Source organism: Kitasatospora sp. NPDC048722 (genome assembly GCF_040650235.1).
In the GTDB taxonomy this organism is placed as follows: Bacteria; Actinomycetota; Actinomycetes; order Streptomycetales; family Streptomycetaceae; genus Kitasatospora.
This window is the reverse complement of the sequence record NZ_JBEZGX010000025.1, coordinates 20,999-46,214: the sequence shown is the minus strand read 5'-3', so window position 1 is coordinate 46,214 and position 25,216 is coordinate 20,999. Positions and strand designations below refer to the sequence as shown.

The following is a 25,216-nucleotide window of genomic DNA, read 5'->3' as shown; positions in this document are numbered from 1 at the left end:
CCCACCGTGCCCGCCACCCGCGTCCCCCCGGAGCTCCTCCGCCAGCTCGGGCGCCTCCTGACCGCCGACGGCGCCGAGCCGGCGGGCAGCACCGACCCGCGCGACCTGGCCGACGTGCTCTGGCTCGCGCGGGCCTGCGGTCTGCGCCCGGACGCCCCGCCGACCGCGCCACCGGTCGGGCCGCGGGGCTCGGGGCCGGGCCTGGTGCTCCCGCCGCTGCCCGCCGTCGACCCGGCGGCGGACGAGCAGGCCACCGCGGCGTGGAGCGCGGCGCTGCGGGCCGCGGTGGACCGGGCCGCCGCCGAGAGCGGTACGGCGCCGCAACCCGTTCCGCAGAGTCCCCCCACTCCCCAACTCGCCGATCCCGAGCCGGTGATACCCCTCCACCTGCCGCCCGCACCCGGCCCTCCCGCCAGGGGCGCCGCACCCGCCGCGACCGTCCGCAGTCCCGCCCGGCCCGCACTCACCGGCACCCTCGCCCTCTCCCGCGCCCTGCGCCCGCTGCGCCGCACCGTCCGCTCCACCCGCGAACTGGTCCTCGACGAGGAAGCCACCGTCTCCGCCTCCGGCCAGGCCGGGCTGCTCCTCCCGGTCTGGCGCGGCGCCCCCGAACGCTGGCTCGACGTCGACCTCGTCATCGACGGCGGCCCGACCATGGCCGTCTGGTCCGCCCTCGGCGACGACCTCGGCGCACTGCTGCGCCGCCACGGCGCGTTCCACCGCGTACGTGCCTGGTCCGTTCACGACCGCGAGGGGGCGCCCGCCGTGACACCGCGCGGTGCGGCCGCGCAGGGACGGGAGTTCGGCCTGTCCGGCGACCCGCGCGGACGCCGCGTGATCCTGCTGCTCACGGACGGCGTCGGCCCGCTCTGGCACAGCGGCGCCCTGCCCGCGGCCATGCGCGGGTGGAGCCGGCACGCCCCGGTGACCGTCCTCCAGGTGCTGCCGCGCCGCCACTGGCACCGCACGGCCCTGCGACCCGTCCCGGCCCGCGCCCGCCTCCGGCCGGGGGAGCGGCCGACGGTCGTCCACGCGCCCGACGACGACGGGTGGGGCGCCCCCGGGACGGCCTGGGCCGGCGTTCTGGAACTGCGGGCGGACTGGCTCGCCCCCTGGGCGCGCATGCTGTCCGGACGGGCGTCGGACTGGACGCCTGCCCTGGCCGTGCCGCTGGACGGGCACGTGACCGGCCCCGATCCGTCGCCGCCCGCCGACGAACCGCCCGCCCACCTGCTCGCCCGCTTCCGGCGGGAGGCCTCCCCGACGGCGTACGAACTCGCCGGCTTCCTGGCGGCGGCGCCCCTGAGCCTGCCGGTCATGCGGCACGTGCAGGCGGCGATGCTCCGTGACTCCTCCGCCATGCACCTCGCCGAGATCTACCTGTCCGGACTGCTCGAACGGCGCTCCCCCGAACGGCCCGGCGAGGACCCGGAGACGGTGCTGTACGACTTCCGCCCGGGTGTGCGGGAACGGCTGCTCGGCACGCTGACGCGGAGCGAGTCAGCCCAGGTGCTGCGGGTGCTGGCCGGGGTCTCCCAGTCGGTGGCGGGCGCGTTCGGCGGCACGCTCGACTTCCGCGCCCTGGCGGCACTCGCCGACGCGGGCTCGGGCACCGGCGCCGGACTGCCGGCGGAGAGCGTCCCGTTCGCCGAGGTGGCGGTCGAGGTGCTCCGCGGCCTCGGCGGCGCCGACCGGGCACTGGCGGAACGGCTCGCGGTGAGCCTGCCGGCCGGGGCGCGAACGGCGGTGGCAGGGGCTGTGGCGGTGGAGGCCCGGGCGGAGCCGACACCGAAGAAGCGGGCCCGGAAGCGGGATCCGGACGCGTCGCCCATGGTGATCCCCGGGGCGGCGACGGAGTTCGCCGCGTGGTTCCCAGACCTGAACGGGGTGGACGAACCCCGCCCGGAACGGCGCTGGTGGCCGCGGCGCAGGCCGGCGGGGGAGGAGACCGCCGTGCCCCCACCCGGTGCGACCCGGCCGGCCTGGAACAACCTTCCACCCGGCCTGCCCGACGTGACGGGCTGGGAGGGCCGGCTCCTCCAGGTCGAGCGCATCCTGCACCCCGCGGGTCCGGCGGCGGGCGCCCGCCGGACGGTCCGTCCGTCCGGCCGTTCGCTCTGCCTCCTGCAGGGCCCGGGCCACACCGGCAAGACCTCCGTCGCGCTCGCCTACGCGCACCTCCACCTCACCGACTACACGATGGTCTGGTGGGTGGACGGCCGCAGTCGCGACACGGTCGCGCGGTCCCTCGACAGCCTGGCCGCCGTGCACGGCGTGCCGCCGGGAAGCGACGTCACGACCGAGCGGAACCGGTGGCTGACCGAGCACCCCGGTTGGCTGATCGTCATCGACGACCTCGGCAGCGACTTCCCCGAGCGCGAGCGCTGGATGGCCGGCACGTCACCGCGCACGCTGCTGGGCGACCACTGGCCGCCCGACGGCTACGGCAGCGTCCTGATCACGTCGCGGGTGACGACCCGCGAACGCGCCGTGCTGGACGGACACGTCCTCCAGTTCCCCGCCTACCAACGGCGGTCCGAGCCGCGCTCCGCGGCCTCCACGAAGGCGTCGGAGGACGACCTCGCCGCCCTGCCCGAGGTGCTGTCCCGGGCCAGCGACACCGCGGCGCCGCCGAGTGCCGGGGGCGGCCGGGAACCGGTCCGGCCGGCACCGGAACCACCGGTCGACTACGGTCCGTTGCTGGCCGAACTCGGCGGCGAGGCACTGGACGCCCTCGCGGTCTGTGCCTTCCTGGACCTCGCGGGGATGTCCATGGAACTGGTCAACCACGGCCTGCGTGCCTCCCACCGGAGGGGAGCGTCGCTCTCGCCCGAGGCGTTGGACCAGGTGTCCGCCGCGCGGTTGCTGCGCGTCGTTCCGGACGGCCGCGGCTCGCTGTCCTTCCGCATGGCGGTCGGCCTGCAGCGCGCCGTCCGGGCGCGGATGACGTCCGACGAGCGGAAGGAGTGGGCGGCCGTCGCCCTCCGCGCCGTACTCGAAGGCTTCCCGTCCGACCCGACGCCCCGCGAACGCTGGGCCGCCTGCACGGCTACCCTCCCGCACGCCCACACGGTGCTCCAACACCCGGAACTGGCGGGCGACGTGGTGCAGCCGGCCGCCGAGCTCCTCTACCGGCTGGCGAGGTTCCGTGCGGCCCAGGGCGACTACGACGCCGCCGAGGCGTACCTGCGCCAGCGCCGGAGGCTGGTCCGCGGAGCACCGAACACGTCGGTGTACGCGGTCGTGCTGATGGCCGGCGTCCTCTACGGTGCGGGCCGGTTCGACCAGGCCCTCGAAAGCGTCGAGGAGGCGTTGGCGCTGCCCGGGGGCGGGACGGTCCGTGCTCGCCGACTGGCCGCCGCCATCCACCGGGATCTGCACCGACTGGACTCTTCCAGAAGCGAGTTGCTCGCGGCGGCCGAGGCGGTCAGGTCGGCCCGCACCCCGGCCGTGTCCGACCTCCTCATCGAGGCGGAGGTCCACCGCGAACTCGGCCTCACCGAGTTGGAGGCCGGTGAGCTGGACGTGGCCGGGACCCACCTCGAACACGCCTGGACCGGGCTGCTGCGCCTCGGCTCGGAGCCGCCGGCCGGTGCGGACGTGCTGGAGGTGGCGATCCGTCAGGACCGCGCCCGGCTCTCCCTCCTCCAGGGCCGCCCCAGCCTCTCGGCCTGCGAAGTCCTGGCCGCAGCCATCCGCAAGGCCGGGACCGGGCAGGACGTCGAGGGGCTCGACGTGATCATGGCCGCCAGTGAGACGCTGGTGGACGTCATGCGCGAGTACCTCGACCAGCTGAAGTCCCGCTGGGAGGCCAGTCCGGAGACCTACCAGCAGCTCCGCGTGCGGCAGTTGGCGCAGGTGGCGGCCGTCGCCGACGCGGTCCTGGCCTACCGCCGGGAACGCGCGGAGAAGCAGCCCCACCGCCTCGCCGTCGCGCTCGACATGTACGGCATGCTGCTGTCCGCCCTCGGGCGGCACGACGAGGCCGAGGGCGCACTGGACGAGGCGGCGGTCCTGCACCGCCGGGTCCACGGCGAGACCCGCCCCCACCCCGCCCTGGGCGAGAACCGCTGGCGCCTGGCCCAGGTACTGGCGGCGAAGGGGGACGGCGAGGAGGCCACCCGCCTGGCCGGCAGCGCCCACGCGTACCTCCGTGAGTGTCTCGGCCCCGACCACCCCCGCCTGCGCCCGATCGCGCGCTTCACCGGTGGCGGATGAGGTATTCGGAATTGACCGGGAGCAGTCATCCGGCGCGAGGGAAGAAAGGTTTCTTCGGAAAGGGGGCCACGGGAAGTTCCTGATCGAGTATCAGAACGATAACCTCGTCGGGCCGCCCGGGCCGGGAGGCGCGGGCGGCGGCGGAGCGCGAGCCGCAGCTTCTCCGCCGGTGCGTCAAAGGCGCCCGGAGCGGGGAAACCGCTCGGTGTCACCCGTCGTCCGGGGGGCGGGGAGGAGGCGGCGATGCACGGGCGTACGCTCTCGGCGCGGGAACGGCAGGCGCTCGCGGAGATCGAGGCGGGGCTGCGGGCGGCGGACACGCGGTTGGACCGTGAGCTCGGCACGATGAGGCCTCGGACGACGCGGCGGTTCACGCGCGTGGTCCGCGCGGCCGAGCGCGTGCCCGTGGCGGCGCTGATCGTGCTGGTGTCGGTGTCCTTCATCTTCCTGCGCGCGAGCCTGTACGACCATTCGGCCGTCGACCTCACGGTCTTCGGCCTCGTGTGGGTGCCGGCGCTCGTCCTGGTCCCGGCTCGTGTCGTCGCCCGCCGTCGCGGGAAACGGAGGCGGTGACGGGTCGGTGCGTCGGGGAACGACGCACTCCGGGCCCGCCGGCGACGGGTGAGGGGAGGGTCGCGGAGAGCGGGTCGTTCCGATCGCCGCGAATCCCGCGCGTGTTCGGCCGCCTCACCCGATCCGGCGAACCGGGCGGTGCGGTGCGCCGAGTCGTTCGCAGGGGGCTGGATACTCCGGGATCACGTGCGTGCCCACCGATCGTGCCGGAGGGGCCGCCGCACGCCTCCACTCCCGTCCGGAAGGACTTCCGTCCATGCACCCGATTCCCGGCCCCGGCCGCCCTGACGTCGAGCAGGCCGCCGCCACCAGGTCGACCAGCGCGACCACCGTCATGCCGCCCCGTCCCTTCGTGCCCGATCCGGACGAGGCCGGCGCCCACGGGTACACGTGGCCCGGGCTGGACGAGGAGTTCACCCGCGAGGTCGTCGCGATCGCGCGGAAGTCCGAGGGCCGCGAGCTGGCCGAGTCCCAGGTCTTCGAGATCGTGCGGGCGCAGCCGCAGGCGCAGGGGCTGCCACTGCGCCTGCGTTCGCACCTGCGTCGCGAACTGGACGCGTTCGTCGCCTCGTACCACCGGGTGATCGAGACGGTCGTGGCCGCCTGGGAGCACGACCGCGAACTGCGCGAAGTCCTGACGCTCCCGCAGGCCCTGCGCGATCACGTGTCCGCCGCCCGCGACACGCGAGTGCATCTGCTGCGGATCGACCTGCTGCCCCAACCCGACGGCACGCTGAGGGTGTTGGAGACCAACGCCAACTGCCCCGGAGGACTGCCGGGCGCCGGCCGGGGGCGCACGGCCTGGCGGCCCCTGCTCGCCCGGCACGGCATCGGTGTGCCGCCCCCGCTGCCCGCCGACGACCCGGTCTGGCCGGGGAGCTGGCTGCTGCGCGTCGCCGAGCAGCACACCGGCACCCGCCCCGAGACCGTCGCCCTGCTCTGCCCGGACGGCAGCTACCGGGCCGACACCCGGGACTACGACACCGCCCTGACCGCCCTCGGCGTCCGCGTCCTCCACGCGGACCCGCGCGACCTCGTGGCCGACGGGCGACACGGCGTCACCCTGCACGGGGAACCGGTGCGGCACGCGTTCGCCAAGGTCGGCATCCAGGACCTGCTGCGGATGGGCGACGGCGCGGCGCCGTACCTGGAGGCCGTGCGCGAGGGCGGCCTGTTCGTGCAGAACGGGCTGCGCGGACGCCTGATCGGCGACAACAAGCTGTGCCTCGCGGTGCTCTCGGACCCGCGCTTCGCGCACCTCTTCGATCCCGCCGACTACCGGCTGGTCCACCCGGCCGTCCCGTGGTCGCGCAACCTCGCGCACTGCGACGCCGCGACCCTCAGGGCCGTCGTCCGGGACCGCGAACGCTACGTCCTCAAGCGGCCGTTGGACACCCGCGGCCACGGTGTGGTGATCGGCCGGGAGACCCCCGACGGGTCGGCCTGGGAGGCGGCAGTCGGTCTCGCGGGCGCCGAGGGGTGGCTCGTCCAGGAGTACGTGACCAGCCCCCACCTCCACGGTGTCGTGGACGGGCCGGCTCCCCGCCACGACGTGGCCCTGGGCGCGGTCGACGGCCGTCTGGTCTCCGCCTTCGCCCGCGCCAGCCACGGGGAGCGCCACAACGTCGCGGGCTCCGGGCGGCCGCACCCGGTGTACCTGTGAACCGGTCGGGGCGTGGGCGGCGCCGCTGACTCCCCGCTCACGACCCGACCCCGCGCTCACGCCTCCGCGAGGCGTCTGATCCCGTCGAGGGTCGTCCGCATGCCCTGCCGCAGCATGCCCAGCCTGAGCGCCATGATCTCCTCCTCGCGCCCGGGCTCGGCGGCGATGGCCCGGCTCAGGTACGAGCTGCCCGCGCCGAGGGTGACGGAGTGCCGGAGCCGGGTGCCGTCGCCCTCCGGTTCGAGGTCGAGCCGCCAGCGGGCCACTGGCCGGTCGAAGCCGCCCTTGAGGCCGCGGACGTCCCAGCCGAACGCCCGCTCCGGCCGGTGGTCGGCGATCCGCGAGACGGTCTCCCACCGGCCGAGGAGATCGTTGCGGTTGCGGCCGACGAAGGTGGCGCCGACGGCCGGCCCGGTGGCGCCGTCGAGCCACTCGGCCTCGTACAGCTCCCCGCCGAACCTGGTGGGCACGGTGATGTCGCTGACCAGGGCCCAGACCCTCGCGGACGGCGCCGCGACGTACACGTCCAGTTCGACCGTCGGGCCGTCCACCAACCGCACCATCGTCGTCCTTCTTCCCCTGCCGCACCGTTGCGACGTCGGCCACCCTAGTGGTGCCGGGCGGCGCGGCTCTACCGATCGGTAACCGGTTTCGCGCGGACGGCGCGCCACGCCACCGTCCGCGACGGGCCTTGCGGGGGAGGCCGGCTGAGGGTCGGACGGGCCCCGGGGACGGGTTGTCAGAGAGGCCTGCCAGGATGCTCCCATGCTCGTCACCCATCCTGACCTGGGCCTTGCCCGACCCCTGCCTCCACCCGCGCTGAGCGGGGAGTTCGAGGTGCACCTCACCGTGGAGCCGGGCGCCGTCGACGCGCTCGCCGAGTGGGCCGCGGCCAACGGCCTGACGTACACGCACATCCTGCTCGCCCGCGGCGCCGCCGTGTCGCAGCCGATGCTCAACCTCCGCGCCTCCGGCACGCTCGACGAGGTCGCCGCCGCGGCCGCCCGCACGGCGCGGCGCCTGACGGACGCGGGCTTCGCCGTCCTGCGGACGAAGGTCGAGGCCGCACCCTGGGCCGACGGCGTCCCCGCGACGGACGGCGAGGCGGCGCAGCACGGGCCCGGGCGGTACTTCGAGCACCACGTCAAGCTGCTGCTCGTCCCCGGTGAGGACACCACCCGGCTGGCCGCGCTCGCCGTGCGGCACGGTGCGCACCTGTCGCGCAACGCCCGTCGGGTGCGCGCGGACGGGCTGCGGGAGCAGTTCGTCACGCAGCGCTGCCGCCTGGTGGGGCTGGCCACGGCCGGGAGGCGGCTGGCGGCGCTGCTGGGCGAGCTGGCGGTCGACGGGCGCGAGGTCGTATCGGTGGAGCGGGAGTTCGTCGCCGTGGACAGCGCCGAGGCGCTGGACAGCGGCTGGATCACCCGAACACAGTGCACCGAGGACCGGAGTGCCGGAGGACAGGCCGCCGGGCGCCGGCTCGCCCCGCGGCGCGTGGAAGGAGCAGCACGATGACCGAGGACCGCACCGCGACGTGGGAGGACCTGCCCTACGGGCCCTGGGAGGGCGTGGTGCTGCCGAAGCAGCCGCCGTCCGAGGAGGTCCGCGCCGAGCAGGACCTGCCCCGGAGCATACGGCCGATCGACGACGAGGCCGTCACCCAACAGCCCGTCTTCGACCCCGCCCTGGCCGGCTACGCCCGCGCGCTGCGCCCCAGCGAGCCCGCCTTCGCCGATCCCGGGGTGGCCGCGCGCTGGCTGGCTGCCCGGCGCGAGGCGTTGAACACGGTGCTGTCCGCGATCGCCCGCTCCGCCTGGGCCGAACACCTGGTGCTGCGGGGCAGCGTGCTGCTGCGCGCCTGGTTCGGCGAGGAGGCGCGCGAGCCGGGCGACCTGGACTTCGTGGTGCGGCCCGTGGAGTGGCAGCTGGAGGACGGGCGGACGGGCCGCATGCTCGACGAACTCGCCGCCTCAGCCGACGAGTTGTCCTCGTCCGGGGCGGGCGCGTGCGGCGTGCGCCTGCACGCGGAGCGGGCGGTCGCCGACGAGATCTGGACGTACAGCCGCGTGCCGGGCCGGCGCCTGGTCCTGCCGTGGACGGCGCCGGGCGTGCCCGAGGGCACCGTCCAGCTGGACTTCGTCTTCACCGAGCACCTGCCGGCCGAGCCACGGCCCGTCGAACTCCCCGGCGTCGACGGCCCGCTGGTCGCCGCCACGCCGGAGCTCTCGCTGGCCTGGAAGATCCTCTGGCTGATCTCGGACAACCACCCGCAGGGCAAGGACCTCCACGACGCGGTCCTGCTCGCCCGCACGGCCCGGGTCCCGTACGAGCTGCTGCGCGACGTCTTCCTGCGCTCGGAGGAGAGCTGGGCGTGGTGGCCGGTGCTCCCGGACGGGATCGCCGAGCTCCACGTCGACTGGGACGAGTTCGCGAAGGACCACCCCGCCTTCACCGAAGCGGTCGAGGCGTACCCGGCCGAACTGCTCGCCTCCCTCGCGCCCACCTTCGCCGGACGCGGCGAGTACGCGCTGCGTGCCCTGTGGATGGCCCCCGTGGTGGACGGCCTGCGGGGGCTCATGGCCCGCGAGGGCCTCGACGCGGTCCTCCAGCACCTGAGCGAACGCCGCACCCGCCCGGAAAACCTCCTGATGGTGGCCGGCGAGTTGCTGGACGGCGACCTGGAGCGCGCCCACCAGGCGGTGATCACCCACCTGGACAACCCGACGGACCCGCGCCTCACGAAGCTCCAGGCGACCTGCACCCGCCTGGCCGCCGACCGAGCGGCCCCCACCACCCCGTAACCCCTCCACCTCCCAGGGCCGGCCGCTGGCTCTCCGCGCCCCGCCAAGGCGGGGCCGGCGGCACCGGTTGTCGACAGGCCCGACCCGGTTGCGCCGAGACCGCGGTCGGCGCCGACGTCCACGCGATGGCCGTCCGGCTCGTCCGGGAGGAGGTGTGCGCGCCGCTGACCGGCGAGTCGGCGGCGGGGATGCGTGGGCCTGGTGGCCGGCTCGGTGCACTGGGTCGTCAGGATGTTGACGCGTTGTATACCGTCTCCTGCGAGTGTTCGGACGCCCTGTCATACCTGAGCAAGGAGCGTCATCCGTGTTTCGAACGACCATGGTCCGCACGGCTGTTGCCGGCGTGGCCGTTTCACTGTCGGTACTGGGAGCCCTCGCCGTGGGCACGGGGGATCCCGTACGGCGGACCCCGCCGGTGTCGGCCTGCGACGGGTCCGCCGGCGTGCACTGCGAGGCGGGACACGTCACGTGGAACGGGACCGGTCTCCTTCCTACGCCTCAGCCGATGCCCTGACGGTTCCGTCACCGGTTGCCAGCGCGGCGAGGAGCGGCTTCGCGTCGGCCGTCGCCTGAGGGCCCAGCCGGCTGAGCAGGAGGCGCGCGGTCGCCTGGTGATGCCGGGCTGCGCCGTGGTCCCCGCGGGCGGTCAGTGCGTGGGCCAGGACCAGGTGGGCGAGGGCCCGTTCGCGCTGTCGCCCACCTTCGTCCGCGAGGTCCAGGGCCCGCTGCGCCTGGTGGACGGCCTCGTCGGCCTGTCCGAGCAGGCGCAGGACGTCGGCCAGGCGGCTCCGGGCGGCCGACTCGCGGTCGAGGTCGCCGGTGAGGCTCGCGCCGTCGATGCAGGAACGCAGGTGTGCGGCAGCGTCGTCGAGTCGCGCCGACTCCTGGTAGGCGAGGCCGAGGACGTAGTGCACGTAGGCGGTCATCGCGGGGTCGGCCGCCGCGCCCGGTGTCGCGAGGATGCCGCGGCAGGCCGATGCCGCCCCGGCGGCGTCACCGTTGCGGATCCGGGAGAGGGCCGCGTTCGCGCTGCTCGCCACCTCGCCGGAGCGGTGGCCGAGCTGTCGGGCGATGGCCGCCGCCTCGTCGAAGGCCGTGATCGCCTCCTCGTGGCGGCCCTCTGCCTGGGCGATGAGGCCCAGATCGTTGAGGGCCTGCCGGAGGACGGCCCGGTCGCCCGCCTCCCGGCAGGCCCGGGAGGCGAGTCGGGCCTGGGCGCCGGCCTCGCCGAGCCGGGCGCGGGCCAGCAGGATCGTGCCGAGGAGGAAGCGCGACCGCCCTTCCGCCGTGCGGGCGCGGTCGTGGTCGCCGCACGCGACCGCCGCGGCGACGAGCAGGCGGGCCGCCTCCTCGGCCCGGCCGCCCAGGGCGCCGAGGCCGAGCGGGCTGAGGGCGATCAGCAGGTCGATGGCCGCGCGCAGGGCGCTCACCGTGCGCAGGGGCACTGTCGCGACGGCGGCCGCGAGCGCCACGGCACCGGGGATCTCGGCCCGCGCCCATCGGCGGGCGTCCACCGGGTCGGTGAAGTCCCGGGCGGCGGCCGACCGCGGGCGCGGCGCGGCGAAGACGTCGGCGACCGGGTCTCCGGGCACGGCGAGCGCGAAGGCCGTGCGGGCGCAGCCGAGCAGGAGCGCCAGCAACCGCTCGTGGGCGGCGGCCCGTTCGTGCTCGCCGGTCCGCAGCGAGGTCCGGCGGGCGAAGGCGCGCACGAGGTCGTGGTAGCGGTAGCGCCCGGCGCCGATCGACTCCAGCAGGGCCTGGTCGACCAGTGCCTCCGCGAGGCGCTCCGCCTGGTCCTCCGTCAGGCCGAGGACTGCGGCTGCCGCGGCCAGGCCGATGTCGGGCTCCACCCAGGCGAGCATCCTGAATGCCGTTGCCAGGGGCGGCGGAAGCAGCCGGTAGCCGAGCGCGAACACCTGCTCGATCTCGACGTCTCCCGTGCGGAGCGCGCCGATCCCGTCGTCGGCCAGGTGCCGCACGAGGTCGGCGATCGGCTGCTCCGGGTCGGCGGCGAGCCGGGCCGCCGCGATCCGCACGGCCAGGGGGAGCCGGCCGCAGGCCTCGACGAGCATCGCGGCCTGGACGCTCTGCGCGGTCCGGCGCGCCCTGCCGATGACCGCATCGAGGAGCCCGAGCGCCTCGCGCTCGCTGAACACGTCCAGCGCGATGTGCAGCACCGACGGCACGCTGTTGAGCACCGCGCGGCTGGTGACGACGACTGCGCAGTCCGGCGATCCGGGCAGGAGGGGCTGGATCTGCGCGTCGTCGCGCGCGTTGTCGAGGAGGATGAGCAGCTGCCGTCCGGCGGTGGTGGTCCGGAAGAGGGCGGACCTGCCCGCGAGGTCCTTCGGGACGGCGGCCTCCCTGACGCCCAGCGCGGTGAGGAAGTCCGCGAGGATGTCCGACGCGTTCGCGGGCACCAGGTCGGCGCCGCGCAGGTCCGCGTACAGGAGGCCGTCCGGGAAGTCGGGGCTTACGGTGTGGGCGGCCCGTACGGCGAGGGCCGTCTTTCCGACGCCGCCCATGCCGGTGACGGTCACCAGCCGCAGGCCGGGGCCGGTCCGTTCGGTCAGCGCCTGTCCGATCCGGGTGATGTGCTCCTGCCGCCCGGTGAACTGGGCCGGGGGTGTTGGTAGTTGGTCCAGCTGAACCGGACGGCTGTGTGCGGGGGCGGTTCTCGCTCCGGCGGAGGAGCCCGCATCGAGGACGTGGCACAAGGCCGAGAGCTCCGGTCCCGGTTCGAGTTCCAGGTGTTCCATGAGCCGTGATCGGAGCGCGTCGTAGACCGTGCGCGCCTCGGACATCCGGCCCTGCCGTTGCAGCGCGCGGATGAGCAGCCCGTGCAGGCGCTCGCGGAACGGGTGGTCGGCGGCCAGCGCCTCCAGCTCCGGCAGGTAGCCGGAGGGGAGGTCGAGCGCCACGTCGAGGGCGAGCCGCTCCTCGCGCAGGGCGAGGCGCAACTGCGACAGCCGTTCGCGCTCGCGGTGCATGAGCGGCCCGGGCAGGCCGGCGAGCGGCTCGCCGCGCCACTGGGCCAGCGCCTCGGCCAGGATGTCCTGGGCATCCGCGGGCCGTTCGGCGGAGCACTTCGCGGCCTGCTCCCGGAGGCGCCAGACCCGCCACAGGTCCACGCGGTCCGGTGCGACCGCGAGGCGGTACCCGCGCGCCTGGGACAGCAACACCCTCGGCGAGTCGCGGACGGGCTCCAGCAGGTTCCGCAACCGCCACACGTAGGTCCGCAGGGTGACGTCGGGCGCGCCGGACGGCCGTTCGCCCCACAGCCCGGCGACCAACTCCTCCACAGGGACGACCGCGTTCGGCCGCAGCAGCAGGGCGGCCAGCACGGACCGCTGCCGCGGGCCGCCCAGCGCCACGTCCGCACCGGCGCGCCGCACGCGAAGGTCGCCGAGCAGCGCGAAGCTCAGCCGATCCGGATCACTACCTGGCCGCAAGGCGGTTCCCCACAATCTGACGCAGCGTCGGATGCTGCCCCGGAGCCCATCCTCGCTGGCGCGGCGCGTGGTTCGCAACGGAAGGACCGGTGCGCAGGCGCCGGGCTCCGCTTGCGGGTTCCCGGGGATTCCCCGGGAACCCGTGTCGGGTCAGTACCGCTTGACGGCGGTGATCCAGGCCTGGTTGGCCTGGGCGACGCCGGCGTAGCCGCCCTGCCACTGACGGGCGGGGGCGCCGTTGTCGGTGCGCCAGTCGGCGATCTTCAGGCACTTGCCGGAGTCGACGTTGACCAGCGTGCTGGTCGTGGGGTTGCCGAAGCTGCCGCCGATGGCGGACGCGGGGGTGGCCGGCGCGGCGGCGGCCAGCGCGAGGGCGGCGCCGGTGGCGCCTGCGGCCGTACGGGCGCGGGGGAGGGCGTTGCGAATGGTCAAGACGGACCGGTCCCTTGCACGAGGAGCAGGAGCAGGGGAGACGAGCGGACGCGCGTGCCCCCGATCCGCGTCGGCCCGGCCCGGTGCGACACCGGTGTTCCGTCCCTCTCCTGCGGTTCGGACGCGTGTCCGAACCGCCGACGCGCGTGAGTCGTACGCGAGTGCGAGTGGATGCCGGATCAAGAATTGATCGAGGATGAGCAAGTCCGGTCGTGCTCCACCGAGTGCGTGGGAAGCGTCCTCGCGTCCTGCTGAACAGGCTCTTCCGGTCGGGTCGGTCGGGCCGGGCGGGCGTCAGGTCTTCGGGGGCTGGGGCTGGGCGTGGGCGATCGGGACGGGCCTGCCGGTGACGGCATCGGTCAATGGCCGTGTGCCGAGAGGTTGGTGAAGTACGGTTTTGACCTGCGCGTATCCGCCGTCCTCGCATCCGACGTCCGGGCCCGAGGCGTCCCGGCGGCTCAACAGCAGCGTGACGTGGTCCGCCGTCTCCCGTGCCACGAGGTCGGGCTCGTAGTCGCAGCCGCCCCAGCCGACATCCAAGGTGATCGTTCGGTCGTCCGCCAGGACGGTCGGGTTCCACGCACTGACGTCGCTGCCGGCATTGATCCGGCCGAGGACCGAGGCGTCGCGTCTCGTGTACGGAAGCTGATGGTGGGAGAACTGGTCCCACCACGTGTAGTAGGCCCCCGCTCCGAGCCCGATCAGCCCCACCACGGCCAGCCAGCGCTTGCGTGTCGTCAGTTCCACGTCCGCCCCTCCCCTTGTCGTCGATCATGGTAGTCCGGACCGGGGGGCGAGAGCCGTCCGGCCGTACGTACTCGCTGAGCGGTGGGCGGTACGCACCTGCCGCCGGGACGTCGTGCTGCTCGGAGAGGACATGCCGCCCGGTCGGCCTTCGGGATGTCCGGCCAGGCTCGCGGCGCCTTCGCCCGTACGGCCGTACCCGACCGACCCCTTCGGTCCGGTGCCGGTGGTCGCCGGGGTGTCGTTGTTACTCTCCGGAGACCTGCCACGCGGGGGAGCCGGTCACCGACCAGAAGCGAGGGAACGTGGACATGGCGAGCGTCGGCTCCGATTTGGGTTCGGCGGCCCCTGCCGTGCGGCCGGTCAGTGTGTGGCGGCAACGCAACTTCCAGGTCCTGTGGTCGGCGCACACCGTCAGCGAGTTCGGAACGCGGATCACGTTCTTCGTCATTCCCGTGCTCGCGCTGACGACCCTCTCCGCGTCGACCGGCCAGCTCGGGCTCGTCTCGGCGATGGAGACCCTGCCGTTCCTCCTGGTCGGCCTGCCGGCGGGCGCGCTGCTCGACCGGTGGGACCGCCGGCGCGTGATGGTCGTGGCGGACGTCGGCCGGGCCGTGGCGATCGTCGTGCTGCCCGTCGGACACCTCGCGGGGGTGCTGAATGTACCGCTGCTCTGTGCGGTGGGCTTCGCCATCGGCCTGTGCACGGTGTTCTTCGACATCGCCGACCAGGCCTTCCTACCGACGGTCGTGGCGCGGGAACAGACCCCGGACGGCAACAGCAGGCTCGAATTCTCCCGCTCGACGGCGGAGTTGGCGGGGCCCAGCATCGGTGGTCTGCTGCTGCAGGTGGTCACCGCGCCGCTGGTCCTCGTGGTCAACTCCGTGAGTTACCTGGTGTCCGCGCTGCTGCTCTGCCTCATCCGGGCTCCCCGGCCGCGGGCGCCGCAGCCCGGGTCCAGGGCCACGATGCGCAGCCAGATCGCCGAGGGGCTGCGGTTCGTCTTCCGTCACCGGACCCTGCGGTCCCTGGCGCTGGCGACGGGCATCAGCAACCTCGTCGGGCTGGGCGGCGCGTTGGGGGCGGTCCTGACCGCGTACGCCCTGCGTGACCTCGGGCTGTCGCCGGGGGAACTCGGGCTGGCCCTGAGCGTGGGCAACTGCGGTGCGCTGCTGGGGGCCGCGCTCAGCAGCCGGCTCATCAGGCTCGTGGGGCTGGGTCCGGTCCTGGTCGTGGCCAAGTCGATGTCGGGGATCGCCGTGCTGGTCCTCGCGACGGCGGCACCGGCCCGCGCGGTGCTCACCCTGAGTGTCGCGACCGGCATCATGGCGTGCGGCATCACCGTGTACAACATCGGCCAGGTGAGCCTCCGCCAGGCCATCACGCCCACCGGCCTGCAGGGCCGGATGAACGCGTCCGTCCGGTTCGCCATCTGGGGCACCCGCCCGGTCGGGGCCCTGGCGGGCGGTTACCTCGGATCCGTCCTCGGCACGCGCCTGACGCTGTGGACGATCGCCGTGATCGGCCTGCTCTCCTGCCTGCCCCTGGTCGCGACGGAGGACGTCCGGACGCTGCGGGCCTTCCCGTCCCTGTTGCTCGACTGACCGGAGCCGCGGCCGGCGGCCAGGGTCGCTGTCAGGTGGCGTGCGCGAGGGAGTGCGCGAGGACGTGCGCGAGAAGGGCCTTTGCCGCCGCCCGTGCCGGCCGAGCACGTAGGCGTCTCCTCCGGCTACGTCGACGAGGCCGCGCCGGTCGGCCGGGTCACGACCGAACGGGCGGGGCTCGAAGCGGTCGCGTCCTCCCACGGCTGGGCGAGGTCCCCAGGCTGTCTTCCGGTGGGGACGACCGCCCAGGCGGCCTCGATCATCCGGAAGACCTCGTCCACCGCGGCCTCCGGGTCGGCGGCCTCGCGGGCCAGCGAGAAGGCGCCGGTCACGAACCTCGCGACCGCCCGGCAGGCCGTCCTGGCTCGACCTGGGCGGCTCCGGCGTGATCCGCGAACTCGTCGAACTGACCGGGGACCCGCGGAGGGTGGTCTCCATCGCCGACCTCGCCGCACCCGGGCTCGGCGTCCGGTTCTCCGGCGTGGCCGGGAGCGTGCCCGACGCGCTCGCCGAGGCCGTCGACCTCATCTCGCGGGGACGGCTCCACATCCCGGTCGACAAGGCGTACGCCCTCGCCGAGGCCGCCGCCGCGCACGCGGACAGCCGGGCCGGGCACACGCGTGGGCGCCGGGTCCTGGTCGTCCGGGGCGGTTGACCCGCCGCGTCGGGTCCCGTCGATCGAGTTGCTTGACTTCAAGTCGACTTCACGTACGAGACTGCACGACATGCCGAAGAACACCGCAGTCATCACCGACCTGACCGACCCTCAGCACACCGATACCGTCCCGCTGGCCGACACCGTGCTCGACGAGGTCGCCGGTCGACTGGCCGGCGGAGCAGTGGTGGTGGGCATCGGGGAGGCCACGCGCTTCTCCCGCGAGACCTTCGGGGTGCGGGACCAGCTGTTCCGCCGGCTCGTCCGGGACCACGGCTTCCGCGGGCTGGCCGTCCAGGACGACGCGGGCGCTGCCGCAGCCCTCGACGCGTACGTGAGCGGAGGCGAGGGCTCGGCCGCGTCCGCGCTGGCCGGTGCCTGGCGTCCGTGGCGCACCGCCGAGATGGTCGCCGCCCTGGAGTGGATCCGGGCGTTCAACCGGGATCACGCGGACGACCCGGTCCGGATCTTCGGCGTGAAGCCGGTCCAGGCGGGGCCCGCCGACTACGACGCCGTCCTGGAGCACGTGCGGGTGGCGGCGCCGGAGCGGCTCGCGGAGGTGGCGGCCCACCTGGATCCCATCCGCACCGTCCACGAGGCCGAGGAGCACGTGCAGCGGGCACGCGGAGTCCACCCCGGACGGGCGTTCGCCGAACACGCCCGCGACGCGCTTGAGTTGGTCGAGTCCACTCCCGGCGCGGACGACGCGGCCGCGAGGATGCAGCTGATCGTGGAGTACCACGAGCGCAGCGTCGCCGGGCGTGGCACCTACGCGGGCGAGGCCGAGGTGTGGGCAGAGGCCATCGCCGAGGCCCAGGGCCGGAGCGGTGTGCGCACCGTCTACTGGGACGGCATCGCGCACACGTCGGCGGCCGGGGCCGTGGTGGGCCTGGCGGCCGAGCGCGGTGCGCAGGCCAGCGCCGGCAGCCTGCTGCGCGAGCGCTACGGCCGGCAGTACGTCTCCGTGGCGATCGGCTTCCACCACGGGAACCTCGGCGTCGCCGTCGTCCCGGACCCGGCCGCGGACTTCGTCGACGCGAGGCTCGGGGAGACGGACCTGCCCGCGCGCTGGCTGGATCTGCGCGACGAGGACGTGCGCGGGCAGTGGGACGGACCTGCCAAGGCCCGCGTCGTCAGCGGTGTCTACACCCCGGAGCGCGACGCCGTCGAACACCTCGCCGTCGATTCCCTGGCCGGGGCCTTCGACGTCCTCATCCACATCCGCGAGGTCTCCCCGGTGCACTGGCTGCCGTGAGCCCGGCCGTACACTCCGCCGGATCCGCTGGGGCCTCGTCCGACGACCTCATGCCGCAATTCCCGCTGGGCGGGTGTTCGCCTACCCCGGGGCCAGGATCCCGGCCACGGCGTCGATCACGGCGGGGTCGGCGAGGAAGTCGTTGTGCTTGAGACGCGACGTCTCGGTGTTGGTGGCGCCGTTCAGCGGGGTGCTCGGGTGGGGGAGGATCTGCTCGTCGCTGGGGGACCAGAAGGTCCGGTAGTGGACGGGCTCGGGCGTCTCGTCGTCCCGGTGCAGGTTGGTGACGACGTACGAGCCGGGCGTCATGTCGCGGCAGCCCTGGTCCCGCGCGGCGCAGAGCCAGGCGAGGCCGGTGCCGTGGTTGGGGCCGGCCTGGGAGATCAGGTTCGCCACCGTGCGTGCGCCGTCGCCGAACGTGACGTACCAGCGGCTCGGCAGGCCACCAGGGCGTCACAGCTCCCGGCGCATCAGGACGCACATCGTGTCGTGGCGGCGGACCGAACCGTCGGGCGCTTCCTCGTCCCAGGCGTCGGGCTCGCGGCCGTAGGCGACGTAGCCCAGGCGTTCGTACAGGGCGCGGGCCCGGGGGTTGTCCTCCTCTACGCCGAGCTCGGCCCGGCGGAGGCCGCGGTCCCGGATGCGCTGCTCGGCGGCGCGGATCAGGAGGGTGCCCAGGCCGCGGGACTGGAGGGCGGGGAGCACCGCGAGCTGCCAGATCGTGCCGGCGCCCGCAGCGGCACGGTAGTCGACGCCGCCGATGGCCACTGGCATGTCCACGGGTGTGCAGACGGCCAGGTAGTCCACTTCGCCCGCCGTCGCGCGCAGCAACTCCCGTTCCACGCTGCGGAGATGGAGGGGCGACCCGGACCACGTGCACACGGGCAGGTCCTGCGGGCGGAGGTCCCGCACGCTCACGGGCACGGCGATGGTCGACGCGTCGGCGGGCAGGTCACGGGGGAGCGGTTGGTGAGGACCCATGCGAGGAACCGTACTCCCGTCGCTCCGCCGTCCGCAGGCCGGTTTCCCCTGGACTCAAGCCCACTTGAAGGGAGAGGGTGGTCCGCGCGAGTGACGGAACGAGCGCCGAGAGCCCCGACATCACGGCCAACGCCGACGTGGTCGCAGCCCGGGCGGCCGGCGACGGCGCGCCGCGCCGGGTCTTGCGGGCCGACCACACGGCCACCGATCTGGACACCGACCTCGACGCCGAAGCCGGCACAGCCTACGTCGCCTTCCGCGACGGCTAGATCGTCGCCCTGGGCCCGCACGACGAGACCCTCCACTGGCGACACCGGCTGGCCGCCGCCGGTGTCCCCACCGTCCCGACCGTGCTCATATTGCCGCCCGTGCGTCGCGGTGCCTGAATGGACGGGAAAGCGTCGTTCCGCAGGTGAACGGGTGAGGAGCCGTCGCATGCCAAGGGCCAGGGTCAACGGCGTCGAGCTCTACTACCAGCTGACGGGGGACGGTGACCCCCTCGTCCTGGTCCACGGCTCGTGGGGCGACCACTTCACCTGGATGCCCGTGCTGCCGGCCCTCGCCGAGCGGTTCCGGGTGCTGGTCTACGACCGGCGGGGGCACAGCCGGAGCGAGCGGCCCCCGGGGCAGGGCTCCCGGGCGGAGGACGAGGACGACCTCGCGGCGCTGGTCGAGGAGCTCGGCCTCGCGCCGGCCCACGTCGCGGGGAACTCCTTCGGTGCGTCGACGGCGCTGGGCCTGGCCGCGCGGCGCCCCACGCTGTTCCGGAGCCTCATCGCCCACGAGCCGCCGCTGACGGGGATCGTGACGGCTGGCGCGGAACGTGGACCGGCGTCGCGGGACACGCGGATGCAGGACGCGCAGGTGAAGATCGACTCGGTCCTCGCGCACCTGCGCGCCGGTGAGACCTTCGAGGGCGCCCACCAGTTCGTGGAAGAGGTCGCCCTCGGCCCGGGGACGTGGGACGGGTTCCCGGAGCAGGTCCGGGAGACGTTCCTGACGAACGCCCCGACGTTCCTCGACGAGCAGGACGACCCGGGGTGGTCGTCGCTCGACCTCGGCCGGCTGTCCGGCTACCGGGGCCCGGCCCTGTTGACCACGGGGACGGTGAGCCCGCCCTGGTTCCCGGCCGTCATCGCCCGGATCGCCGAGGCGCTGCCCCAGGCGCAGGTCAGGTCGCTGGACGGGGCCGGGCACATCCCGCACGTCACCCACCCCGCGGAGTACGTGCAGAACCTGACCGGCTTCATCGAGGCCCACGCCTGAGGGCGCCGACGCGCACCGCGCGCCCCATGGGGCGATCGTGGCCGGACACGCTCAGGGGGCGCACCACTAGGGCGTTCAGGGGCGCGCCCCGGCTGCCGGCGACCTCGGGGCCGGCCCGGCCGTAGGTGAACGGCCCGACGGCCTGGGTGAGTTGTGGTCCGCCGCCGCCGCGGTCCGGGAATCGAGCCGCCGTGGCGCTCGTCGCCGTGCCGCCGGTTCCGCTCCTCGTGGGTGGTCGAACCGGCACCCGGCGGCTCCCAGGTCAGGGCGTCCCGCACGTGCGTCCCGACCTGGCACGTGCCGTCCCGGCCGATCGGTGTTGGGGAGCCTCGCGAACGGGCAACGGTGTGGTGGGGCGGCACGTGCTCGGAGGTGGCGGCGATGGACGGGCAGGGGCTCTCCCACCGGGAGTTGCGGATCCTGGCGGAGATCGAGAACGAGCTGCGGGCGGACGGGCCGCGCCCTGCGCACGATGCGGCGCTCGGGCCGGGCCGGCTGCTCGTCCGCGCGCTGCGGGCGGTCGCGCGCGTGCCGGCCTCCGTGCTTTCGGTGCTGCTGGCGCTGTCGGCGGGCCTGGCCCTGGTGAGCGCGGACGCGAACTCACCCGACGTGCTGGCCGCCTTCTCCCTGGTGTGGGTGCCGACGTCCGTCCTGTCGGCGGCGCGGCTCATCGCGTGGCGGCGGGGCACCCGCGCGCGGCGGCCCGGTCGCTGACCGGTCCCTGAGCTCGCCCGCCACGGCCCAGGCGACCGACACCACCGGCACCGCGACCACCGCGCCCAGTACGCCCGCCAGGACGGCGCCGCCGATGACCGACAGGGCCACCACAACCGGGTGGATCTGCACCGACCAGCTCAGCACGAGCGGGTGCAGCAGATGGCCCTCGATCTGACCGATGACGACGATCAGCGCGAGCACGAGCAGCGCGACCACCGGACCGCGCGCCGCCAGGGCCACCAGCGCGGCGACGGCCAGCGCGATCGGCGAGCCGATCAGCGGCACGAGCGCCGCGACGAACTCCAGGACCATCAGCGGCAGCACCAGCGGCACCCGCAGGACGGCGAGCGCGATGCCCACCAGAACGGCGTTGACGGCCGCCACGATCAGCACGCCACGGGTGTACCCGGCGAAGGTGCGCCAGGCCGCGCGCCCGGCCCGCTCCCACACCGGCGCTGCCCGGGCGGGTAGCTGGTGCTGCGCCCAGGACCACATCCGGTCGCCGGAGTGCAGGAAGAACACCGAGCAGAACACCGCGAGCGCGAGCCCGGTGACGAACTCGACGACCCGGCTCGCCCCGCTGATCGCGGTGTTGAGGAGGGACGAGCGGTGGGCGGTGACGAACTCGCCGATCTTCGCCCGGAGATCGGTGACGGTGCCGGGCCGGAGGTGGAAGGGCGCGCCGGTCAGCCAGTGGTCGATCCGGCCGAGGCCGCCGCGCAGTTCGGCGCCGAGCCGGCTCCACTCGTCGGCGACGGTCGTGCCGACGAACGTGAGGACCCCGCCCATGACCGCGACGGCGCACACGAAGGCGAGCAGCACGGCCAGGGAACGCGGTAGCACCCGGGCGATGAGGTCGACGAGCGGCCGCAGGACGGACGTGATGACCAGCGCCACGAACACCGCGACCACGGGCAGTTGGAGCTGGCCGAGGACGGTCACGGCGAGGTAGGCCGTGACGCCCAGCAGGACCAGCCGCCACGCGTACCCGGCTGCGGTCCGCAGCCCGTGCGGGACGCCGTCCCCGGAGGCCGACGGTCGGGCCCGGGGCGGCGCCACCCGGGGCCGGCGACTGCCGAGCGGCGTGGGACGCCGGGCCGGTCCGCCACCGTTCATTCCCACGGACCGCCTCCCTGACGTCGGTCGGGCTCCGTCCGGTCCTCCCGGGTACCCGGACGGGCGCACCGGAAACGGCCACGCCCGGCGCCGTGGCGGCCCCAGGTGTACCGCCCGGACTGTGCTCGCGTCGCGCGGGCAACGCCGACGCCCGCCGGATCACCGCGCCGGACCACCCGTTCGCCGCAGTCCGGGCGCCGGCGCCGGTCTCCAGGAGTGGAACGCGTCCACGGAGGACCGGAGGGCCTCAGCCCTGGAAGGTCCATTCGTTCAGCACGTCGAGGTTGCGGAACACCGGCGGTCCGTCGCACAGCGTCGCGAGCTGGGCGGCGAGCTCCGTCGTCTCCGGGCGGTTGGAGTTCTCCATCGCCTGTTCGTACGAGGGGAACTCGACGATGTTCAGGTAGACGTTCTCCTGGTCGCGGTCACGGGTCTGCAAGGCCCGGGTCGCCACGCGATTGCCCGCGTTCTTCTCGACCCAGCTGTCGAGCAGGGCGTTGAACTCGTCTCCGCGGGTCGTCTTGTACTCGATGATCTGGATGAAGCTCACGTCAGGGCTCCTCGTCTCAGCGGAAGGGAGGGATGGCTGTCCGCCACGTCCAGCGTCGCCCTGGCATCCGGGCCCTGCAAGGCAGGCGGCCTTTGAGGGGGCGCCGCACACCCGCGTCGGTGGGCAGGACAGGATGGGCGCATGACCGAGACGCACACGTGGAGCTACGACGGGACCGAGCTGGCCTGGCTGCAGGCCGGCCTGGAGCAGACCGGGCGGAGCGAGGGGCACGTCGTGGGCGAGCTCGTGCCGGGCGGGTTCGACGCGTACCTGCGGGTGTTCCACCGGTTCGAGGCCTCGGACGGGTCGGGCCGCACCCGGTCCTGGCGGGAGCGGGCCGGGGACGCGGGGCGGCCGTTCCACGCCGAGATGAGCCACTGGCCGCTGGTGCAGGACGAGAGCGGCCCCGACGCCGACGTCCGGTGGCTGGCGGACTCGGGCCAGCCGGATGTCGTCACCCGCAGAGCGCTGGCGCGTTGCCTCGCCCGGGTGACGGGGGACCAGCCCGTGCTCTTCGCCTACGACCTCGCCGCTGCGCTGTGGGGAGAGCCGGGGCCGCTGGTCCGGCGATCGACGCTGGCCGAGCTGGACTCCTCCCGGCGGTGCGTGGCGGCCGAGGTCGGGCTCGGGGCCGGTCGCGGTGAGATCACCGGGCCCGAGTTCTGGTGGCCGGAGGACCGGAGCTGGGTGGTCACCAGCGATCACGACCTCGTGTCCACGTACGTCGGGTGCTCGGCGGAGGCGGCCGCGCTCATCCTGGCGGACCACGAGGCCGAGGCACTGCCCGTCACTCCGCGCACTCGGGTCGACTTCCACGCCGATGACGTGAACAGCGGCTGAGCCGGATCCGCCCGCCGCGTCACTGCGGGCGGATGATGACCACCGGGCACGCGGCGTGCTGCGCGCAGCGCGTGCTCACCGAGCCGAGAAGGGCCCGGGTGAAGCCGCTGTGGCCGTGGCTTCCGACGACCAGTAGTTCGGCGCCGCGCGCCGCGTCCAGGAGCACGTCGGAGGGGTCGCCCATCACCATCGTGCGCCGGACCTGTACCGGCACGTCCACGCCGAGCACCTCGTCCAGCTCCTCGTGGAACCGCCGCTCGGCGAGGTCCCGGTCGAAGGACGTGTCGACCACGGGCGCGGACCAGCCGAAGCGGCTCGGCGGTTCCCACGCGCCCACCGCGTCGACGACGCCGCCGATCAGCTCGGCGTGGCGGACCGCCCAGCGCACCGCGGCGCGCGACGGCTGCGAGCCGTCGACGCCGACCACGATGCGGGGAACGGAGTCGTTCGCGTTCATCTGTACCGTCCTGTCGGTCGTTGCCCCACCCACTACGGTGCGTGCCGCCGGACGCCGCCGCCAGTACGGCCCGGCACCCGGGTGACGGCGGTGCGGCGGCCCGGCGGGTGATCGATTCCGGATACGGGAGGGGGCCGAAGACTGCCGGGTTCTGGCAGTGTGCGGTGACCGTGCCCTTGACACGATCTTGACGGCGCCCGTACGCGAACGGCGGTGGGCGACGACGGGGGACGGAAGGGAACGGAACGGTGGGGGTTGTCGTCGTGGACGACGGGCGCCCGGTCGGTGAGCGGCGTCGTACCACGCGCGTCGTCGACCGCGCTGTGGGGGAATCGGGGGGCGCATGGACGGCGAAACGCCGTTGACGGGACGTCGGCGGAGCGACCGGGCCCGGGGGGACACCAGGCTGGCGGGCGTCCTGCCGGTCGTCGTCGGCCTGCTGACGGCCGCGGCGGCGCTGCGGTCCGCCGGCGGGCTGCTCGGCACGGCCACGGCCGGCCCGGTGCGCACCATCGGCTTCGTCGTGCTGCTCGGGATCGGCTGGGCGGTGCTGATCGGCCGGTTCGCGGTGCGGTTCCGGGAGGAGGTCCGGACCCTCATCGGGCCCACGCCGCGGACCGAGCGCCTGCGGGAGGCGGCGATGGTGTTGCTGCCGCTGGCCGCTCTCGGGGTGCCGGCGCTGATGCTGGTGCTCAACAGCCGTACGGGCGGCGACCACGGCTTCGAGCCTCGTGTGCTGCCGCTGCCGACCCCCACCACGACACCGGCGCGGCCGCCGTCGGAGCGCCTGGACGACGGGGCGCTGATGCTCCTGCCCGCGGCCCTGTTCGCGGTGCTGGGGCTGGTGGTGACCGTCGCGCTCGCGGTCGTGGTCTTCTTCCTGCTGCGTCAACGCCTGCGCCTGCGCCTGCGCCGCAGGCAGGCCCCGGTGCTGCTGCCCGCAGCACCGCCGCCGTCCCCGGAGGACGTCCTCGCCGAGGCCGTCATGTCCGCCCGCACCGCGCTGACCGGGGGCGACGCGCGGGCGGCCGTGATCGCCTGCTTCGTCGCCATGGAAGGCTCGCTCGCCGCCGCCGGCGTGTCCCGGCACGCGTCGGACAGCCCGACGGAACTGGTGGAACGCGCGCTGTCGCACCAGAGCATCGACCCCGGCCGGGCACACGCGCTCACCGCGCTGTACCGCGAGGCCAGGTACTCGACGCACCCGATGGACGACGGCCACGTGCGCCGGGCCCGGGCGGCCCTGGACGCCGTCGGCGCGGCGCTCGCCGCCGCACACTCCGCGGGCACACCCGAGCCCGTGCCCGCGGACGCGGACGCGGTAGGACCGACAGGACACCGCCGATGAGGATCCCGAGGACCCGGACACCCGAGGGCCCGGCCGACGGGTTCGCCGCGCCCGGCTCCGTCCGGCACAGCCTGATCGAGCTGACCGTGACCGCCGTCCTCGCCGAACCGCTCCTCGCCCTGGTCGGCGGCCTGCCCGGGGCCGGGGCCGGCGCGGTCCTGCTGACCGCCACCGCCCTCGTCACCGCCCGGTACGTGGCCGGCGCCGGCGCCCTGGAGACGGTCCTGCGCCGTCGGCCCCGGCTGATGGAGGCGCACGAGCCCGGCCTCGGCGACTGGCGCTGGACCGTCGACCAGGCCATCAATCCCCAGGGCGACTGCAGGCCGCTGCGCACCCGCCTCCAACGGCTCTACGCCGTACGGCTGTCGGAGGTCCACGGCCTGCGCCTGCCGGCCGATCGCGACCGGGCCGCCGAACTGGTCGGCCCCCGGCTCTGGCCCTGGGTCGACCCCGAGGCGCCGGCCCCGGCCGCGACCGTCCCGGCCCCGATCCTGCGCGCCCTCGTCGACCGGCTGGAGTCCCTGTGACGGTCCTGCCGTCCTCC

22 protein-coding genes and 2 pseudogenes are annotated in these 25,216 nt (G+C 74.6%); 14 read left to right on the top strand and 10 right to left on the bottom strand.

Translation table 11 applies throughout. The features are described 5' to 3' along the window. The first annotated feature begins 6 nt into the window (after window positions 1-6). The 3 genes from AB0C76_RS19800 (at window position 7) to AB0C76_RS19790 (ending at window position 6,454) form a co-directional block, all read left to right on the top strand. Window positions 7-4,218: an SAV_2336 N-terminal domain-related protein gene (locus AB0C76_RS19800; protein WP_359966708.1), complete on the top strand. Its 4,212-nt coding sequence runs from the start codon at window positions 7-9 to the stop codon at window positions 4,216-4,218. A gap of 243 nt (window positions 4,219-4,461) precedes the next feature. Continuing rightward, the gene (locus AB0C76_RS19795; RefSeq protein ID WP_359966706.1) at window positions 4,462-4,791 is read left to right on the top strand and encodes a DUF3040 domain-containing protein; all 330 of its coding nucleotides are present in this window, start codon (window positions 4,462-4,464) and stop codon (window positions 4,789-4,791) included. Window positions 4,792-5,047: 256 nt separating this feature from the next. Continuing rightward, complete coding sequence (locus AB0C76_RS19790; protein WP_359966703.1) at window positions 5,048-6,454, top strand: hypothetical protein; 1,407 nt, start codon at window positions 5,048-5,050, stop codon at window positions 6,452-6,454. A gap of 56 nt (window positions 6,455-6,510) precedes the next feature. Here AB0C76_RS19790 and AB0C76_RS19785 read toward each other — a convergent pair whose 3' ends face one another. After that, window positions 6,511-7,017 (bottom strand): SRPBCC family protein, encoded by a 507-nt coding sequence (locus AB0C76_RS19785; RefSeq protein WP_359966700.1) that lies wholly within the window; start codon window positions 7,015-7,017, stop codon window positions 6,511-6,513. 202 nt (window positions 7,018-7,219) lie between these two features. On the opposite strand from AB0C76_RS19785, the gene AB0C76_RS19780 reads away from it, so the two are divergent. Both AB0C76_RS19780 and AB0C76_RS19775 read left to right on the top strand, forming a co-directional pair. Beyond that, on the top strand, window positions 7,220-7,969 hold the full coding sequence (locus tag AB0C76_RS19780; RefSeq protein ID WP_359966697.1) for a hypothetical protein: 750 nt from the start codon (window positions 7,220-7,222) through the stop codon (window positions 7,967-7,969). Next, window positions 7,966-9,255: a nucleotidyl transferase AbiEii/AbiGii toxin family protein gene (locus AB0C76_RS19775; protein WP_359966694.1), complete on the top strand. Its 1,290-nt coding sequence runs from the start codon at window positions 7,966-7,968 to the stop codon at window positions 9,253-9,255. The genes AB0C76_RS19780 and AB0C76_RS19775 overlap by 4 nt, the downstream gene beginning before the upstream one ends. A 491-nt stretch (window positions 9,256-9,746) precedes the next feature. On the opposite strand, the gene AB0C76_RS19770 is transcribed toward AB0C76_RS19775, so the two are convergent. The 3 genes from AB0C76_RS19770 to AB0C76_RS19760 form a co-directional block, all read right to left on the bottom strand. Continuing rightward, on the bottom strand, window positions 9,747-12,707 hold the full coding sequence (locus AB0C76_RS19770) for a BTAD domain-containing putative transcriptional regulator (RefSeq protein WP_359966691.1): 2,961 nt from the start codon (window positions 12,705-12,707) through the stop codon (window positions 9,747-9,749). 150 nt (window positions 12,708-12,857) lie between these two features. Continuing rightward, window positions 12,858-13,139 carry a hypothetical protein gene (locus AB0C76_RS19765; protein WP_359966688.1) on the bottom strand — a complete coding sequence of 94 codons (282 nt, stop codon included), beginning with the start codon at window positions 13,137-13,139 and terminating at the stop codon, window positions 12,858-12,860. 294 nt (window positions 13,140-13,433) lie between these two features. Then, window positions 13,434-13,886 carry a hypothetical protein gene (locus tag AB0C76_RS19760; RefSeq protein WP_359966685.1) on the bottom strand — a complete coding sequence of 151 codons (453 nt, stop codon included), beginning with the start codon at window positions 13,884-13,886 and terminating at the stop codon, window positions 13,434-13,436. A gap of 308 nt (window positions 13,887-14,194) precedes the next feature. Here AB0C76_RS19760 and AB0C76_RS19755 point away from each other — a divergent pair, with 308 nt between their 5' ends. Continuing rightward, a complete protein-coding gene (locus tag AB0C76_RS19755) occupies window positions 14,195-15,487 on the top strand; it encodes an MFS transporter (RefSeq protein ID WP_359966682.1) in 1,293 nt (430 codons plus the stop codon). A 125-nt stretch (window positions 15,488-15,612) separates the two neighbouring features. On the opposite strand, the pseudogene AB0C76_RS19750 reads toward AB0C76_RS19755, so the two are convergent. Continuing rightward, window positions 15,613-15,846, bottom strand: a pseudogene (locus tag AB0C76_RS19750) (TetR/AcrR family transcriptional regulator); the annotation flags it as partial. A gap of 5 nt (window positions 15,847-15,851) precedes the next feature. Between AB0C76_RS19750 and AB0C76_RS19745 the strand changes: the two are divergent. Together AB0C76_RS19745 and AB0C76_RS19740 are read left to right on the top strand one after the other, a co-directional pair. Next, window positions 15,852-16,142: pseudogene (locus AB0C76_RS19745) on the top strand (zinc-binding dehydrogenase); the annotation flags it as partial. Between the two features lie 70 nt (window positions 16,143-16,212). Continuing rightward, the gene (locus AB0C76_RS19740; protein ID WP_359966679.1) at window positions 16,213-17,397 is read left to right on the top strand and encodes an erythromycin esterase family protein; all 1,185 of its coding nucleotides are present in this window, start codon (window positions 16,213-16,215) and stop codon (window positions 17,395-17,397) included. Window positions 17,398-17,478: 81 nt separating this feature from the next. Here AB0C76_RS19740 and AB0C76_RS19735 read toward each other — a convergent pair whose 3' ends face one another. After that, a complete protein-coding gene (locus AB0C76_RS19735; protein ID WP_359966676.1) occupies window positions 17,479-17,793 on the bottom strand; it encodes a hypothetical protein in 315 nt (104 codons plus the stop codon). 57 nt (window positions 17,794-17,850) lie between these two features. Then, window positions 17,851-18,378 carry a GNAT family N-acetyltransferase gene (locus AB0C76_RS19730; RefSeq protein WP_359966673.1) on the bottom strand — a complete coding sequence of 176 codons (528 nt, stop codon included), beginning with the start codon at window positions 18,376-18,378 and terminating at the stop codon, window positions 17,851-17,853. A 77-nt stretch (window positions 18,379-18,455) separates the two neighbouring features. On the opposite strand from AB0C76_RS19730, the gene AB0C76_RS19725 reads away from it, so the two are divergent. The 3 genes from AB0C76_RS19725 (at window position 18,456) to AB0C76_RS19715 (ending at window position 20,358) form a co-directional block, all read left to right on the top strand. After that, window positions 18,456-18,647 (top strand): hypothetical protein, encoded by a 192-nt coding sequence (locus tag AB0C76_RS19725; RefSeq protein WP_359966671.1) that lies wholly within the window; start codon window positions 18,456-18,458, stop codon window positions 18,645-18,647. 166 nt (window positions 18,648-18,813) lie between these two features. Next, on the top strand, window positions 18,814-19,644 hold the full coding sequence (locus AB0C76_RS19720) for an alpha/beta hydrolase (RefSeq protein ID WP_359966668.1): 831 nt from the start codon (window positions 18,814-18,816) through the stop codon (window positions 19,642-19,644). Window positions 19,645-20,025: 381 nt separating this feature from the next. After that, window positions 20,026-20,358, top strand: coding sequence for a hypothetical protein (locus AB0C76_RS19715; RefSeq protein WP_359966665.1), 333 nt, complete (start codon window positions 20,026-20,028; stop codon window positions 20,356-20,358). Here AB0C76_RS19715 and AB0C76_RS19710 read toward each other — a convergent pair. Both AB0C76_RS19710 and AB0C76_RS19705 read right to left on the bottom strand, forming a co-directional pair. Further along, window positions 20,245-21,477 (bottom strand): AI-2E family transporter, encoded by a 1,233-nt coding sequence (locus tag AB0C76_RS19710; protein ID WP_359966887.1) that lies wholly within the window; start codon window positions 21,475-21,477, stop codon window positions 20,245-20,247. The genes AB0C76_RS19715 and AB0C76_RS19710 overlap by 114 nt on opposite strands. A 247-nt stretch (window positions 21,478-21,724) precedes the next feature. Further along, complete coding sequence (locus tag AB0C76_RS19705; RefSeq protein ID WP_359966662.1) at window positions 21,725-22,027, bottom strand: hypothetical protein; 303 nt, start codon at window positions 22,025-22,027, stop codon at window positions 21,725-21,727. Window positions 22,028-22,168: 141 nt separating this feature from the next. Here AB0C76_RS19705 and AB0C76_RS19700 point away from each other — a divergent pair, with 141 nt between their 5' ends. After that, a complete protein-coding gene (locus tag AB0C76_RS19700; RefSeq protein ID WP_359966659.1) occupies window positions 22,169-22,867 on the top strand; it encodes a hypothetical protein in 699 nt (232 codons plus the stop codon). 19 nt (window positions 22,868-22,886) lie between these two features. Here AB0C76_RS19700 and AB0C76_RS19695 read toward each other — a convergent pair whose 3' ends face one another. After that, entirely contained in the window at window positions 22,887-23,324 is a 438-nt protein-coding gene (locus tag AB0C76_RS19695; RefSeq protein WP_359966656.1) for a universal stress protein, read from the bottom strand. A 343-nt stretch (window positions 23,325-23,667) separates the two neighbouring features. On the opposite strand from AB0C76_RS19695, the gene AB0C76_RS19690 reads away from it, so the two are divergent. Beyond that, the gene (locus AB0C76_RS19690; RefSeq protein WP_359966653.1) at window positions 23,668-24,672 is read left to right on the top strand and encodes a DUF4129 domain-containing protein; all 1,005 of its coding nucleotides are present in this window, start codon (window positions 23,668-23,670) and stop codon (window positions 24,670-24,672) included. Next, on the top strand, window positions 24,669-25,199 hold the full coding sequence (locus AB0C76_RS19685; protein ID WP_359966650.1) for a hypothetical protein: 531 nt from the start codon (window positions 24,669-24,671) through the stop codon (window positions 25,197-25,199). The genes AB0C76_RS19690 and AB0C76_RS19685 overlap by 4 nt, the downstream gene beginning before the upstream one ends. The last annotated feature ends 17 nt before the right edge of the window (window positions 25,200-25,216 follow it).